Below are 13,978 nucleotides of genomic sequence, written 5' to 3'. Positions count from 1 at the left end.
CAATGTCGATCTTGGTTGGGGATAACTCGACCATGACAGCATGGCCTTCGTGACTCAGTTGACGCGCAGGCTCGGGACTGTCGACGCGACCGCCATCGGGCTTGGGTCGATGTTGGGGGCGGGCGTCTTCGCGGTGTTCGCGCCCGCGGCGGCCAGTGCGGGTGGGGCGGTCCTGTTCGCCCTGGTCATCGCCGGGTTCGTCGCCTACTGCAACGCCACCGCCTCCGCGCAGCTCGCCGCGGCCTACCCGGCTTCCGGGGGCACCTACCTGTTCGGCCGTGAGGTCCTCGGGCCGTGGTGGGGGTTCCTCGCCGGGTGGGGGTTCGTCATCGGCAAGACCGCCAGTTGCGCGGCGATGGCGCTCACCTTCGCCGCCTACGCGGCGCCGGGATGGGAGCGGCCGATCGCCGCCGCGGCGGTCGTGGTGCTGACGGTGGTCAACTGCTTCGGCATCACCCGGACCGCGCTGCTCACCAAGCTGCTGCTGAGCGTCGTCTTCGTCGTGCTGATCGGCGCCGTCGCCCTCTCGCTCCCCGCGGCCGAACCCGCGGGCGACTGGTTCACCCACGGACCCCTCGGCGTGCTCCAAGCCGCTGGCCTGCTGTTCTTCGCCTTCGCCGGATACGCGCGGATCGCGACGTTGAGCGAAGAGGTGCGGGAACCTGCCCGGACCATTCCCCGGGCCATACTGGGTGCCCTCGGCGGCGCGATGGTGGTCTACCTCGCGGTCGGCGTCACGTTGCTGCTCGTCCTCGGCCCCGACCGGCTCGCGGGGTCCCGTGCGCCGCTGGCCGACATGCTGACCGTGGCCGGGCACCCCGGGCTGGCCATCGCCGTCCGGATCGGCGCCGCCGCCGCCAGCCTCGGCGCGCTGCTGGCGTTGATCACCGGGATCGGCCGGACCGCCATGGCGATGGCGCGCAACCGGGACCTGCCGCCGTTCCTGGCCGCCGTGGACTCCCGCTTCGGAGTGCCCCGCCGCGCCGAGGTGGCTGTCGGCGCCACCGTGTGCGTGCTGGTGCTGCTCGCGGACCTGCGGGGAGTCGTCGGGTTCTCGTCGTTCGGCGTGCTCGTCTACTACGCGGTCGCCAACACGAGCGCCTACCGCCAGCCCGCGGCCGAACGACGGTGGCCGCGGTGGCTCAACGTCGCCGGATTCGTCGGCTGTGTCGTGCTCGCCCTGACCCTGCCGTTCGGCTCGGTCCTCCTCGGCGCGGGCGTGCTCGCCGCCGGGCTGCTGGCCAGGCTCGCTATTCGGTCGTGACCTGGTTGAACGGCAGCTTCGGCTCGATCCACGGGAACACCACGAACATCAGCAGCGCCACCACTGCGGCGATGAGCAGGCACGCGGTGATCGCGCGGACCGCCATCGGGCCCGGCAGGTGCCGCCAAATCCACCCGTACATCAGGAGGTCTCCTTCAACTCTGGCGGCCTGAACTCAGGATGCGCCGGGTCCTTCGCCCAGTGCTGGACGAACACAGCATGGACGATGAGGCGCTCGCGGTCGGAGAACCGCGGATGACAAGTCGTCAGCGTCATCAGCGTGACCTGCTCGCCGACGCTGCCCTCGGCGCCCGGGCGGTGCGGGACCGGCGCGATGACCGAGCTGTCCCTCGGGCTGACGATCTCCTGCCCGACCACCTCGTCATACGGCGCGCCGAGCGGGGCCACGCCCTTGCACCGCGGGTCGGCCGCCTTCTCCGCCCACCGGCCCACCTCGTCCTTTTTCGGCATCACCCGGTAGACGAACCAGCTGAACCGGGTCTCGACCACGATCGCGTCGCACGAGTTGAGCAGGTCGATGTCGTTGAACGGGGCGCCCTTGCCGACTCGATGGCCCGCCACGGCGAAGTTGCCGGGCTGCCCCGGGTACGCCGTGCCCGGGTAGTGGCCGGGGCCGACCTCCAGGGTCTTCTCGGTGGTGCCCTCGAGGATGGTGAACGCGTAGTCGCTGCCCAGGGCGGGGACGAACATCTTCGCGAAGCCCGCGCCCTCGCCCAGGCCCTCGAAGTGGTCGACCCGCTCTTCCTCGGGCGGCCCCGCCTTCCAGGTGTCCTCGAGCGCCGAGGTGGCCTCCCGCTGCTTGCCCGCGGAGACCAGGTCGGTGACGTAAACCTCGTATACGACGAAAAGAAGCACCACGAGACCCGCCGTGATGAGTAATTCGCCGAGCCCGCGAACAACTGAGCGAACCCGCTCGGAATCTCCCGAATCTGGGCCCTGACCAGGGCCGACCGGGGATTCTGCCGGGCTGTCGCCGCTGTCGAGCGTGCTCACGCGGGCTCCTCTCGCGGGTGTTGCCCGACCACCCTCGCGCTAACGAAGTCAGAACGTTGGCGACTGGTGATTCGGCTACGTCCTCAGCTACGTTAACGTGTTGCATCGGCGGGAGTTGCGCCCATGCCTTAGAACAACCGCACCCAACGCTCCACGTCAGGCGAGGACAGCATGCCTAAGTCCAAGGTCCGCAAGAAGGACGTCTACACCGCGCCGAGCGATCGCCGCACGCCGGTGAAGGTCAAGTCAGCGGGACCGTCCCACCCGATTTACGTCGCGGTGATGCTCGGAGTGATGCTGATCGGCCTCTCGTGGCTGGTCGTGAACTACATCGCGGGTCAGAAGATCGGGTTCATGGCGGACCTGGGCAACTGGAACTTCGCCATCGGATTCGCGCTGATGATCGCCGGCCTGCTGATGACGATGCGCTGGCGCTGACCCGCGCCCACGGAGAGTCCTGCCGTTTCACTCCATCGTGTCGGCGGGATACATCCATTCAGCCCACACGACTGAACCACATGGATGTAAGTCATCCCCAGTGTGGATAACTACTGTGGATAACCGTGCGAAACCTTGAACCCGTGAGTTGGGCGCCCCAGCCCGCCGTCGTCGGCGTGGGTTGGGTCATGACCGTGCTCGCGCTGCTGGGCTTTCACCACGGGCTTGCTGTCGTTGTTCGGCACCGTCGCGCGCCCTCGCCTGGCCGCGGACCAGTCGGGCGTGACCGTTCGCGGGTTGTTCGGCGCACGGCACTGGTCGTGGGGCGAAGTCAACATCCGGGTCACCCGAACGCGCAGGCTGGGCCGCGAGAGCGAAGTCGTCGAGATCGACGCCGACAACGCCGAGGAGCCCGCCCTGGTGATCCTGGGCAGGCTGGACCTCGGCGCGGAGCCCTACGACGTCACCGACGCCCTGCTGCGCCTACGGACCTAGAGCCGCGTCGCGTAGTAGCACTCGAGAGTGGTCGGGTTCGTGCAGAACACCTGGTCATTCACCTGCGGTGTGCGGACCACGAACAGCGCCGCAACCACCACGATCACAGCCGCAACCGTCCCGATCTGCACCGGCTTCCGCTTCGCGGGTGGCGCATAGACCATGCCCGCGGTGACGACCGCGCCGACGAACAGACCGCCGAGGTGCCCGAGCAGCGAGATGCCGGGCACGGTGATGCTGAAGGCGATGTTCAGCGCGATGATCCCCAGCACGGACATCAGAACGTGCTTGTCCCGCTTTAGCCGGATCACGGCGACCAACAAACCACCGAGCATTCCGTACACCGCGCCGGACGCGCCGGCAGTTCTTGTCCCCAGGGCGGCGAACAGGTAGACCGCGAGGCTGCCGCCCAGCATCGACAGGAAGTAGACCAGCGCGAACCTGAGCCGGCCCAAGAGCAACTCCAGGTCACGCAGAAACCACAACGCGACGCAGTTGACCAGCACATGGACAGGACCGAAGTGCAGGAATCCGCTGGTGACGATGCGCCACCATTCGCCTTCGGCGATCGATGGGGCGTAGTGCAGCAGCGCCGCGAACAGCTCTGACTGTTGGTTGTTGAAGAGGTCGCGCGCCAACGCCACCGTGATGACGAACATCGCCACGTTGACGCCGATGAACACGGGCACGAGAACCGGCTTGTCCGCCAACTCGGCGCCCGCGACCGTGGTGGCCCGCCGGACCTCGCTGCGCGCCTGCCGGACGCAGTCGACGCACTGGAAGCCGACCGATGCCTCCACGAGGCACTCCGGGCACGCCGGCCGGTCGCAGCGCGTGCAGCGCAACCCGGTCTGTCTGCCGGGGTGACGAACGCAGGCGGGCAGGCCCGCCTGCGTCCCTGTCGGTTCGGGCGGAGTGGTCACTCAGCCCTCGGAGCGCTCGATGGTGACCTTGGTGATCACCACGTCCTCGAGAGGCTTGTCGTTCGGGCCCGTCGCCATCCGGCCGATCGCGTCGACCACGGTGCGGGACTCCTGATCGGCGACCTCACCGAAAATGGTGTGCTTGAAGTTCAACCAAGTGGTCGGGCCCACCGTGACGAAGAACTGCGAGCCGTTCGTGTTCGCCCCGGAGTTGGCCATGGCCAGCAGGTAGGGCTTGTTGAACTGCAGTTCCGGGTGGAACTCGTCGGCGAACTGGTAGCCGGGACCACCGCGGCCGGTACCGGTCGGGTCACCGCCCTGGAGCATGAAGCCGTCGATCACCCGATGGAAAATCGAGCCGTCGTAGAACGGTCCGGACTTGGTGCCCGACGCGTTCTTCTGCGAGTAGTCCTTGGTGCCCTCCGCCAATCCGACGAAGTTTGCCACGGTCTTGGGTGCGTGGTCGGGGAAAAGGTTGATCCGGATGTCACCCTGCGAGGTGTGCAGGGTGGCCTTCACCTTCGTCCCAACGAGGGATGCGTTGCTGTCTGCCACCGCCCCATCGTGCCATCTTCGGCAGGATCTGTCGGGAAGGGGCAGGATTGATGGTCTGAATCAGTCCCACAATGAACGAGGTGAAGCCATGACCCGGGCCGGAGAGACGGTGGGCAAGGCCGTCGGTACCGGCTGGCGCGCGGCGCGCCAAGGTGCCGCTCGCGCCGGTGAGGCGGCTCAAACCGCCGAGCAGAAGCTGGCCGCGAAAGGTGTCGCGCCGAAGCAGATGGCCGAAGTGATCGCCGAGACCGCACACGTCGCTCGGGACGAGATGGCCGCACAGACCCGGCGTGCCCGCAAGCAGTTGGCGAAGGCCGCCAAGCGGGCGAGCCAGTCGCTCGAGATTCCCGAGCAGGTGTCCGTGCCGGTCAAGCAGTTGAAGAAGGACCTGAAGCCGCAGGTCAAGGCCTACAAGAGCGAGCTTCGCGACCAGATCAAGGCAGCCAAGTCGGCGGCCAAACAAGCCGCGAAGGACCCAAGCAACAAGCGCCGCAAGTGGCCGCTGTTCCTGCTGCTCGCCGCGGCGGGCGGTGCGGCCGCGGTCGTCATGCGGGGTCGCTCGGAGCAGGCCCCGGCGGCGCACACGCCCAAGCCGGAGCCCGTACCCGCGCCGAAGGCGAAGCCTGTCCCCAGGCCGGAATCAGCCGAGCGCAACGGCCAGGCCAACCCGGCCGAGCCGATGACGTCCGACAAGAACTAGGCGCGCACATGGAAGGTGGCCCCACGCGGGGCCACCTTCCTTCGCGTCAGAGCCCGAGCTCGGCGACGACGGCCTCGACGATCCGTCGGGCCTTGATGGTCTGTGCCTGGTTGGAAGTCACCACGACGGCGGCCTTGTCCTTGGCCACGGCGTACACGGCACCCTTCTCACCCGAAAGGGAGCCACCTTCCCATCCTTGGGGTGAACGGGCCGGATCCGAGGTCGCTCGCGGTGCGGCTTCGTCGACGATCGCCGTGGCGATCGCGGGCTCGCCGAGGTAGATCCGCACGGTGAGCTGGACGGTCCCGTCGGGCCGGTAGAAGAAGCACGCCGGGTGCGGCTTGTCGGCGGAGATCCGCACCTTGGTCACCCGCTGCCCGTTGGCATCGGCCACCGCGGTGGATTCAAGGTACGGGCACGGCCCATCGGCCACCGGCTCCGGCGCGGGCGGGGCCTGCGCGGACGGGGGCTCGGTGACGGTGCTCGCGGGCGCGCCGACCGACGAAACCGGCGCAGGCACCGGTTCCGCGGTACACGCGCTGAGAGCGAACAGGGACGCGGCGAAGATCACGACTCGTCTCATGGCCCCGCAAGTCAACCAGACGGCCGGATGGCGCAGTGATCCGCCATGTTCCACGTGGAACATGGCAATGGCGCGAGCCTTGGTGGTTCGCGCGATGTTGCCGTGCCGACATGCAGTCCAGTAAGAGGTTCGGGGCCAGCGTGCCCCCAACTCGAGAGACCGAGGGCACGCGCGGTGATCTTGAGAGCTGACGCCGCGACCCTTCGGCCGCTCCGGTGCTTCCTTCTGATGGTGCCCCGGCCGCCACCTTCACTGGCGGCGCGTCGGCACCCCCGCCGGCCAGCACGAGCGGCGCGCTGATGGCGATGGCCGGTGGAATCCACGCACCCCAAGCACCGCGATCGCCCGGCCGTTCACCGGCCGCCGGGGAACCTTTCGGCGGTGGGTAGCGTCACACCGGCTCCACTGTCACCCGAAGGTGGGACTCGAGGGAGTGCAGGTATGTCAGGACTCGGTTACATCCAGGGCACCGGTCACGCCGCCAATCTGTCCACGGCGATGAACGACTTCCACGAGGCTCTGACGTACCGGTGGCGCGAAGAAATCACCCAGAAGATCATGGCCGCCGAGCACGACTATCCGACCCGTGTCGCGCGGTCCGGCTCTCCCATGGCGGCGCCGCTGTGGAACTACTCGTCGGCCAGTGCCGCCTGCCACCTGCGTGGCGTCAACGCCGGTTGCTCCTACGTCGACTGGGTGGAGGGCGGCCAGGAGGGCGACCTCAGGTCGGTGACCTGCGAGGGAAAGACCGGCGCCGACGAGGGTGGCGTCGACCTCGTCGGGCCGGACGGGCAGCCGGAAACCGTGCCGCCGAACATCCAGTGCGGCATGGGCAGCATTCTGGAGGCTGTCGAGAACTGGGCCTGGGGGGAGCGCGAGCACACCTACTACGAGCTGCCGCTGTTCGACATGCACGACGTGGGTGCTCTCGAGATCGCGCACGACCACTTCCTGACCATCGGCGCCCAGCTCGGGCTGGAGGCCGGAGCAGGCTCATCGGCGGATACCGGCTCGTTCAGGTCCATGAGCGAGCGGGAACTGGTCGGCAAGGTGCAGGACGTGTCCGGCGAGCGGGGGCAGGGCCAGGACTGGTGGACCGGCTGGACCGGGCTTGCCGCGTCCCGCGCGAAGGCAGGGTTCTTCGACTCGTGCGCCCCGACCATCAACAACCAGTCGGGGATCGCCGGCTCGCTGGCGAACCTGTACGCCGCCCGCGGGGCGATCATCGAGAAGGGCCGCAACGACGCGCTCTACTGGATCCAGTGGGCGACCAAGTCGCTCAAGGAGAAGCAGACGATCTCCACCAACCTCGTGTACGGCTGGAAGACCGTGCAGGGCATCGGCACCGCCATCACGATCTCCGGCGGCTGGTCGGGGGTGGGTGCCGCGGTCGGCGCGGCCGTGATCCTCACCGGCTTCATCGGAGAGAACCTCATCCCCAACGTCACGTCCGAGGGGCACAAGCACGGTCTGGTCGAGGTGGTGGAGACACTCAACACCAAGATCAACGAGCTGAACTCGGCGGTGAACGGCCTGGAGTTGGAGTACTCGAACGAGGTGGCCGAACTGCAGGACACGATCTTCGGCATCCACAGCTTCAACCTGGAGCTGTACGACCTCACGCAGAACAGCGCGGACGGCGACCACGAGGGCTCGGGCGACGGCTACACGGCCAACGTCGAGGACATCCTGAAGATCGGCCAGGCCTGCTACGAGGCGGGCGACCTGTACGCGGGCCTGCTGTCGACCATCGCGGCGACGTCCTCGGCGGACAACCACCTGGCGGACAAGGACGGCGCGGCCACCAGTGGTGACACGGCGCTGCTCGCCGTGCGGACGATGTTCGAGGGCTTCCTGCGGACTGCGGCCGCCCGATACGAGGTGGCCGGCGACCAGACGAAGGCGGCCGCCGAGGCCTACGCGAAGGTAGAGACCGACCAGCAGGCGGCCTACGACCGGATCACGGATGACTGGACGGCAGCGGGTGTCGGCGTCGACGACCCGGACTTCGACGAGAACGCCGAGGCGGGGGCGACCGACCGCGGGCCGGACAAGCCGTTCGGCGGCCACCCGTCACAGGGCGGCGGCAACGCCCCGGGCACGGGCGACGGCGAGGACTACGAGACCAACTGAGCCCGCTGCCGGTCAGGGCAGCTTCCTCCACAGAGTTGGGATCTCGGCGGCCCAGAGCCCATCTTCGCCCGGACGGGGCGTACAAGTCGCACCCACTGTGGTGCCCGATGAACATCGGACGGTGTGGTCCTGACCGCATAACTGCTGGTCAGATAGGTGGAGACGAGGGGAATCGAACCCCTAACCCCTGCCTTGCAAAGGCAGTGCTCTGCCAATTGAGCTACGTCCCCGTTCAGCGCGGCCGGTGGGCCGCGCCGTGCTGGGTCAGGCCTTCTTGACGCCGTTGTTGGCCGCGGGCGTGGTCGCCTCGCGCCACAGGTCGGCTTCTGCCTTCGCCGAGCTCTTGCGGCGCACCACCAGGAGGACGCCACCAGCAATTGCGGCGAGCGCGAGAAGCTTCTTCACTTCGAATGCCTCCTTTGGCACTTCAAGTCCGTCCACGTCACACCCGACGTGACCCGCCCAGTCTGCCACAACCCCATCCCCCACCGCCGTGGCACCCAACGACGTGTGGATCACCACAACGGACACCATCGCGCAGGGACCTGCCCTGCCCTGGCGCCGTGAATATTGGCGTGGTTGGACGGTAGAGGTCTGACAGGCTTGCGGCATGCGGTCGGTATCCGTGTTTCCGCGCCTGGACCAGGCTGACATCGTCGCCATGCTCGATGCGCTCTCGCCACACCAGAACGACCCGTGGCTCGTCGATGATGTCCTGTATGTCGACCTGGACTTCGAGTACGACGGCTTCCTCTACCGGGATTGGGAGCCTGAGGCAATCGAGCACCTGGCTGCGGCGATCGGTCACCGACCGGCCTGGGCTGTGGACATCCAGGTGTCCGGCCGTGTCGACGGCACCGAGCAGCTAGGCCGTCTGGTCCTGACCTTGCTCGACGCAGGCGGTGCCGCAATGGATGACTACAGCGACCATGCGTGGAGGGCGAGCGACATCCGGTCCGACGCGCGATTCGAAGGCTTGTCCTTCTTCGACTTCCGTGGTTTCCACCGTGCATCAGGTCAGCACACCCGACTGCTGCAGCCGGAGAGGTCCGGACACTCAGTTAGACACTCAGGCCCGGCACGCGATGCGTACCGGGCCTGAGTCTGTCTGGTGGGCCTAGGAGGACTTGAACCTCCGACCCCTTCGTTATCAGCGAAGTGCTCTAACCGCCTGAGCTATAGGCCCCTGGGAACGCGAGAAGGTTACCGCAGAGGGGTTCGCGGTCCCAAATCGGTATCCCCTTTGGCTCACTCCCGTTCGGCGAGGGTCACTTCGAGGCCGCCTGCCAGGTCGGCGGACACGTTGTAGATGAAGGCTCCGACGGTGGCCAGGGCGCTGAACAACACGATGTTGATCGCGCCGATGATCGCCGCGACGCCGAACACACGGCCCGCGCTGATGAGGTCTCCGGTGCTGCCGCTTTCGGCTCCCGCGTTGAGGAGTTCGCTGGAGATGCCGTTGAGCTTGTCCCAGACGCCCATGCCGTCGAGGACGGCGTAGAGAGCGCCCACCGCGACCAGCCAGACAAAGAACAGCGCCACACCAAGGACCAGCGACAGCTTCAGCACCGACCACGGGTCGAAGCGCTTGATCTGCAGGTTGGCCCGCCGCGGGCCCCGCCCCGGCCTGCGCAGGGCGCTGGGGGGCGGGGTGGTGCGGACACCGGGGTCCAAGTGGACCGCCGTGCGGTGCGGGGCTTCCTGCTCCGGGTTGCCGAACAGCCGTGACGCGGCCGAGCCGGTCACGACCGGGCGTTCGGTCGCGGGGGCGGCGATGTGCGGCTGGTAGGCGGCCTCGGCGATCCCGTTGACCGGCAGCGCCTGAGTCGTCTCGCCGTCGGTCGACAGGGTCTCCGTGGTGCCACCGGTGTCGCCGTACGCCTCGTCGGCGGTGACGCGCTGCCACGGCGGCGGGTTGACCGAGGTGGTCTCCGCCGCCGGGGCTTCGGGTTCCGCCGTGGCGGGCTCGGCCACCGGCTCAACCTTGCTGGTCGCCACGGAGGCCCGCTCCTCGGCGGACTGCTCCGGTGCGTTGGTGTCCGGCTTGTCGGGTGGTGTCACGAGCGGAATCCCCTAGGTCTGCGCGTTCGCATTACTCGGTCGGCGCCTCGGGCGCTTCTTCGTCGCCGTCGATCTCGGCGACGCTTTCGGCGCTGCGTGCGATGGCTACCAGGGTGGTCCCTTCACCCAGGTTCATCAAACGGACGCCCTTTGTCTGCCTGCCTGCCTTGCGGACCTCGGCGGCCGTGGTCCGGATGACCCCGCCCGACGAGGTGATCGCGAACAGCTCGTCGTCGATGTCGACGATCACCGCTCCGACCAGCCTGCCACGCCGCGAGTCGTACTGGACGGTGAGCACGCCCTTGCCGCCGCGGCCCTGAACCGAGTAGTCCTCGATGGGTGTGCGCTTGGCATACCCACCATCGGTGGCGACCAAAACAAAGGTGCCCTCCTTCACCACACCGAGGGTCAACAGCTCGTCCCCGGCGTTGAACCGCATCCCGAGCACGCCCGAGGTGGCGCGGCCCATCGGGCGCAGGGCGTCGTCGCTGGCGTGGAAGCGGATGGACTGGCCACCCGCGGACACCAGGAGCAGGTCGTCCTCGGCGGAGCACAGCACCGCGCCGACCAGTTCGTCGTCGTCACGGAGGTTGATACCGATCAGACCCCCCGCTCGGTTGCTGTCGAAGTCGGAAAGCTTCGACTTCTTGACCAAACCGTCACGGGTGGCGAGCACCAGATACGGCGAGACCTCGTAATCCTTGATCTCGATGACCTGGGCGATCTTCTCGTCGGGCTGGAACGCGAGCAGGTTCGCGACGTGCTGGCCGCGGGCGGCGCGGTTGGCCTCCGGCAGCTCGTATGCCTTCGTGCGGTACACCCGGCCCTTGTTCGTGAAGAACAAGATCCAGTCGTGCGTGGAGCACACGAAGAAGTGCTCGACGATGTCGTCCTGTTTGAGCGCCGCGCCCTGCACGCCCTTGCCGCCGCGTTTCTGCGCGCGGTAGAGGTCGGTCTTGGTGCGCTTCGCGTAACCGGTGCGGGTGATCGTGACGACGACGTCCTCGACGGCGATCAGGTCTTCGATCGACACGTCGCCGTCGAACGGCAGGATCCGGGTGCGCCGCTCGTCGCCGTGCTTGTCGACGATCTCCTTGAGCTCGTCGCGGATGATCTCGCGCTGCTTGACCGGGCTCGCCAGGATGGCCTGCAGTTCGGCGATGTAGCGCTCGATCTCGCCGAGCTCGTCGATGATCCGCTGCCGCTCCAGGGCGGCGAGGCGGCGCAGCTGCAGTTCGAGGATCGCGCTCGCCTGGATCTCGTCGACGTCGAGCAGCGACATCAGGCCGGTCTTCGCCTCGTCGGCCGACGGGGACCGCCGGATGAGGGCGATGACCTCGTCGAGCATGTCGAGCGCCTTGCCGTACCCGCGCAGGATGTGGGCGCGCTCCTCGGCCTTGCGCAGCCGGTACCGCGTGCGCCGGACGATGACCTCGACCTGGTGCTTCACGTAGTGCCGGATGATCTGGTCGAGGCGCAGCGTGCGGGGCACGCCGTCGACCAGGGCCAGCATGTTGACACCGAAGTTGTGCTGCAGCTGGGTGTGCTTGTAGAGGTTGTTCAGCACGACCTTCGCCACGGCGTCGCGCTTGAGGCCGATGACGATGCGCATGCCGCCGCGGTTGTTCGACTCGTCGGCGATCTCGGAGATGCCGGTGAGCTTCCCGTCGCGCACGAGCTGCGCCATGTTCTCGATCAGGTTGTCCGGGTTGACCTGGTAGGGCAGCTCGGTGACGACCAGGATCGTGCGGCCCTTGGCGTCTTCCTCGACCTCGACGACCGAGCGCATCCGCACCGAGCCGCGGCCGGTCCGGTAGGCATCCTGGATCCCTTGTGTGCCAAGGATAAGTGCCTTGGTCGGGAAGTCCGGGCCCTTGATTCGGGTGAGCAGCGCGGCGAGCAGTTCGTCGTCGTCGGCGTCGGGGTTCTCCAGTGCCCAGAACACACCGTCGGCCACTTCGCGCAGGTTGTGCGGCGGGATGTTCGTGGCCATGCCGACGGCGATTCCGCTGCCGCCGTTGACAAGCAGGTTCGGGATGCGCGACGGGACGACGACCGGTTCCTCGGTCTTGCCGTCGTAGTTCGGCACGAAGTCGACGGTGTCCTCGCCGATGTCGCGCAGCATCTCCATGGCCAGCGGCATGAGCCGGGCCTCGGTGTTGTGGCTGACGAACCCGTCGCTGACGAACGCGTGGTCGTCGGTGTCGACGCGGAGGCTGTACACCGGACGCGCGCCCGCATCAACGACGGACTTCACCTCGGCGTAGTAGAAACGCCCGTCCACCAACGGTTCGACAACATCGAGAACCTCGGTGTTGGTGATCCGCTCCGCGATCTCTTCGCGCCTGGTCTCCCATCGCGCGACGCGGTCGACGTTGTTCCGGCGCAGCCAGTCGCGCTCGGTCCAGCGCGTCGCCCCGTTCGCGCGGATGTAGTCGCCGACGAACGGGACGTGGTCGCTCGACATGGCCCGGCTGTCGGTCGGGATGGCGTCGAGGATGGCAACGAGCTTGTCCTGCTTCGCCTGCAGGAAGCCGATATTCGTCGCGAACAGTCGAGCGTCGCGGCGATTGGTGATGACAAGCTTGATCTCGCCGTCGTCGTAGGGCACCTGCTTACTCACGACACCGAACTCCAGCAGCAGCTGCTGGACCTCCCCGGCCAGATGGACGCTGCGGGTCGAATACGAGATCTGCACAGTGTTCCGCGGAAGCACCGAACACGAGCCGTCACCGGTGAACAGCGAGCTGAGGAACGCCCGCTTCATGGTCGTACCGCTCTGCCAAATGAAGTCCGGCACACGCTTCTCAGCACTACGGACGCCAACCATGTCTCCGAGAACGGATTCACGGAGATGAGCAAGGTTGTGCACATCGAGCTCGTGCAGCAAAGATCCCGAGGCGATCACTCTCGACGACAGATAGCGCGCACCGCCGACGACGGTGTCGTATGCGTCCACGACATAGCGGAAGTAGCACTCGTCGAGGTTGTTGAATCCGGCCCGGCGCTCCGAGACAAATCCCTCGCTGACGAAAGCGCCTGCCAGGATCGCGGCGGCGTAATCCTTCACCGGCGGCAGGTCGATCTCGTCGTGCGGCGTGCGCTGCATGACCACACGGTCACCCGGCGCGATCTCCTCCAGGAGCTTCCACAGCAGGGTCGGCACGCCCAGCACGTTCACCAGGCAGAGCACCGGGTGGTTGTGCGTGCCGGTGAGCTCATAGCCCTCGCGGGTCGTGAGCTTGAGAGTGTCGTGATCGCCCGAGTGGAACAGCATCGAGGCGTGGACCGGATTGCCATGCTGGTCCAGCACCTTGAGGTCGATCGGGTTGTCACTGTTCGGCACGGCATCCGGCACGATGTCGCCGATCCGGCGGGTCGACCCATCCGCCAGCCGAATATTGCTTTCAGCAACCAAGCAATATCGCATGGCGGCGGCCGGATCGTTGCCCGGGGAACCGAAGTTGCCCTGGCCGTCGACCAGCGGGTACCGCATCGACCACGGCTGCGCGAGCCGCACGAGAGTGTCGTAGATCGACGAGTCGCCGTGCGGGTGGTAGTTACCCATCACGTCACCGACGACGCGGGAACACTTGACGTAGCTGCGTTCCGGGCGCAGGCCGGTGTCGAACATCGAGTACAGCACCCGGCGGTGGACGGGCTTGAGACCGTCGCGCACATCGGGCAGCGCGCGGCTCACGATCACGCTCATCGCGTAGTCGATGTAGGAGCTCTGCATCTCCTGCTGGATGTCGACCGGCTCGATCCGGTCCCCCGGCGGCGGCAGGGTTTCAGTCACGACGCAAAGTTCC

General features: G+C 67.3%; 15 protein-coding genes and 2 tRNA genes. 7 read left to right on the top strand and 10 right to left on the bottom strand.

Annotated elements, in window-relative coordinates; translation table 11 throughout:
• The first annotated feature begins 40 nt into the window (after positions 1-40).
• Positions 41-1,264 (top strand): APC family permease, encoded by a 1,224-nt coding sequence (locus GPZ80_RS18890; protein ID WP_187221810.1) that lies wholly within the window; start codon positions 41-43, stop codon positions 1,262-1,264.
• Here GPZ80_RS18890 and GPZ80_RS18885 read toward each other — a convergent pair.
• Complete coding sequence (locus GPZ80_RS18885) at positions 1,251-1,406, bottom strand: hypothetical protein (RefSeq protein ID WP_187221808.1); 156 nt, start codon at positions 1,404-1,406, stop codon at positions 1,251-1,253. The two genes, GPZ80_RS18890 and GPZ80_RS18885, sit on opposite strands and share 14 nt — an antisense overlap.
• Complete coding sequence (locus GPZ80_RS18880; RefSeq protein WP_187221806.1) at positions 1,406-2,278, bottom strand: class E sortase; 873 nt, start codon at positions 2,276-2,278, stop codon at positions 1,406-1,408. Before GPZ80_RS18880 ends, GPZ80_RS18885 begins: the two co-directional genes overlap by 1 nt.
• A gap of 171 nt (positions 2,279-2,449) precedes the next feature.
• Here GPZ80_RS18880 and crgA point away from each other — a divergent pair, with 171 nt between their 5' ends.
• On the top strand, positions 2,450-2,716 hold the full coding sequence (gene crgA / locus GPZ80_RS18875; protein WP_187221804.1) for a cell division protein CrgA: 267 nt from the start codon (positions 2,450-2,452) through the stop codon (positions 2,714-2,716).
• A gap of 225 nt (positions 2,717-2,941) precedes the next feature.
• Positions 2,942-3,211: a PH domain-containing protein gene (locus tag GPZ80_RS32830; RefSeq protein ID WP_376771695.1), complete on the top strand. Its 270-nt coding sequence runs from the start codon at positions 2,942-2,944 to the stop codon at positions 3,209-3,211.
• Here GPZ80_RS32830 and GPZ80_RS18865 read toward each other — a convergent pair.
• Complete coding sequence (locus tag GPZ80_RS18865; protein ID WP_312880431.1) at positions 3,208-3,894, bottom strand: rhomboid family intramembrane serine protease; 687 nt, start codon at positions 3,892-3,894, stop codon at positions 3,208-3,210. The two genes, GPZ80_RS32830 and GPZ80_RS18865, sit on opposite strands and share 4 nt — an antisense overlap.
• Here GPZ80_RS18865 and GPZ80_RS32825 point away from each other — a divergent pair.
• Positions 3,887-4,078, top strand: coding sequence for a hypothetical protein (locus tag GPZ80_RS32825; RefSeq protein WP_246477234.1), 192 nt, complete (start codon positions 3,887-3,889; stop codon positions 4,076-4,078). The two genes, GPZ80_RS18865 and GPZ80_RS32825, sit on opposite strands and share 8 nt — an antisense overlap.
• Before the next feature lie 56 nt (positions 4,079-4,134).
• Here GPZ80_RS32825 and GPZ80_RS18860 read toward each other — a convergent pair whose 3' ends face one another.
• Positions 4,135-4,689: a peptidylprolyl isomerase gene (locus GPZ80_RS18860; RefSeq protein WP_187221800.1), complete on the bottom strand. Its 555-nt coding sequence runs from the start codon at positions 4,687-4,689 to the stop codon at positions 4,135-4,137.
• A gap of 88 nt (positions 4,690-4,777) precedes the next feature.
• On the opposite strand from GPZ80_RS18860, the gene GPZ80_RS18855 reads away from it, so the two are divergent.
• Positions 4,778-5,389, top strand: coding sequence for a hypothetical protein (locus GPZ80_RS18855; RefSeq protein WP_187221798.1), 612 nt, complete (start codon positions 4,778-4,780; stop codon positions 5,387-5,389).
• A gap of 46 nt (positions 5,390-5,435) precedes the next feature.
• On the opposite strand, the gene GPZ80_RS18850 is transcribed toward GPZ80_RS18855, so the two are convergent.
• Entirely contained in the window at positions 5,436-5,972 is a 537-nt protein-coding gene (locus GPZ80_RS18850) for a DUF2020 domain-containing protein (RefSeq protein ID WP_187221795.1), read from the bottom strand.
• 441 nt (positions 5,973-6,413) lie between these two features.
• Between GPZ80_RS18850 and GPZ80_RS18845 the strand changes: the two genes are divergently transcribed.
• Positions 6,414-8,105, top strand: a complete 1,692-nt coding sequence (locus GPZ80_RS18845; protein WP_187221793.1) for a hypothetical protein — start codon at positions 6,414-6,416, stop codon at positions 8,103-8,105.
• A gap of 157 nt (positions 8,106-8,262) precedes the next feature.
• Here the strand turns inward: GPZ80_RS18845 and GPZ80_RS18840 are convergent.
• Both GPZ80_RS18840 and GPZ80_RS32820 read right to left on the bottom strand, forming a co-directional pair.
• Positions 8,263-8,335 (bottom strand) — tRNA-Ala (locus tag GPZ80_RS18840).
• Positions 8,336-8,369: 34 nt separating this feature from the next.
• Positions 8,370-8,510: a DLW-39 family protein gene (locus GPZ80_RS32820; protein WP_157368238.1), complete on the bottom strand. Its 141-nt coding sequence runs from the start codon at positions 8,508-8,510 to the stop codon at positions 8,370-8,372.
• Between the two features lie 205 nt (positions 8,511-8,715).
• Between GPZ80_RS32820 and GPZ80_RS18830 the strand changes: the two genes are divergently transcribed.
• Entirely contained in the window at positions 8,716-9,207 is a 492-nt protein-coding gene (locus GPZ80_RS18830; RefSeq protein WP_187221791.1) for a hypothetical protein, read from the top strand.
• Positions 9,208-9,214: 7 nt separating this feature from the next.
• On the opposite strand, the gene GPZ80_RS18825 is transcribed toward GPZ80_RS18830, so the two are convergent.
• The 3 genes from GPZ80_RS18825 to gyrA form a co-directional block, all read right to left on the bottom strand.
• A tRNA-Ile gene (locus GPZ80_RS18825) sits at positions 9,215-9,291 on the bottom strand.
• A 62-nt stretch (positions 9,292-9,353) separates the two neighbouring features.
• Positions 9,354-10,166: a DUF3566 domain-containing protein gene (locus GPZ80_RS18820; protein ID WP_187221789.1), complete on the bottom strand. Its 813-nt coding sequence runs from the start codon at positions 10,164-10,166 to the stop codon at positions 9,354-9,356.
• A 31-nt stretch (positions 10,167-10,197) separates the two neighbouring features.
• Complete coding sequence (gene gyrA, locus GPZ80_RS18815) at positions 10,198-13,965, bottom strand: intein-containing DNA gyrase subunit A (RefSeq protein ID WP_187221787.1); 3,768 nt, start codon at positions 13,963-13,965, stop codon at positions 10,198-10,200.
• Between the last annotated feature and the right edge of the window lie 13 nt (positions 13,966-13,978).

This window comes from Actinokineospora xionganensis (assembly GCF_014323725.1).
GTDB classification, from domain to species: domain Bacteria; phylum Actinomycetota; class Actinomycetes; order Mycobacteriales; family Pseudonocardiaceae; genus Actinokineospora; species Actinokineospora xionganensis.
The sequence above is the reverse complement of the archived record's forward strand: the minus strand, read 5'-3'. Positions and strand labels throughout refer to the sequence as shown.

What these genes read in the sequence shown, in the direction of transcription:
- crgA (WP_187221804.1), top strand. Translation starts at nt 2,450, where the DNA reads ATGCCTAAGTCCAAGGTCCGCAAGAAGGACGTCTACACCGCGCCGAGC.
- GPZ80_RS18830 (WP_187221791.1), top strand. Translation starts at nt 8,716, where the DNA reads ATGCGGTCGGTATCCGTGTTTCCGCGCCTGGACCAGGCTGACATCGTC.
- GPZ80_RS18885 (WP_187221808.1), bottom strand. Translation starts at nt 1,406, where the DNA reads ATGTACGGGTGGATTTGGCGGCACCTGCCGGGCCCGATGGCGGTCCGC.
- GPZ80_RS18845 (WP_187221793.1), top strand. Translation starts at nt 6,414, where the DNA reads ATGTCAGGACTCGGTTACATCCAGGGCACCGGTCACGCCGCCAATCTG.
- GPZ80_RS32825 (WP_246477234.1), top strand. Translation starts at nt 3,887, where the DNA reads ATGAACACGGGCACGAGAACCGGCTTGTCCGCCAACTCGGCGCCCGCG.
- GPZ80_RS18850 (WP_187221795.1), bottom strand. Translation starts at nt 5,972, where the DNA reads ATGAGACGAGTCGTGATCTTCGCCGCGTCCCTGTTCGCTCTCAGCGCG.
- GPZ80_RS18855 (WP_187221798.1), top strand. Translation starts at nt 4,778, where the DNA reads ATGACCCGGGCCGGAGAGACGGTGGGCAAGGCCGTCGGTACCGGCTGG.
- GPZ80_RS18890 (WP_187221810.1), top strand. Translation starts at nt 41, where the DNA reads ATGGCCTTCGTGACTCAGTTGACGCGCAGGCTCGGGACTGTCGACGCG.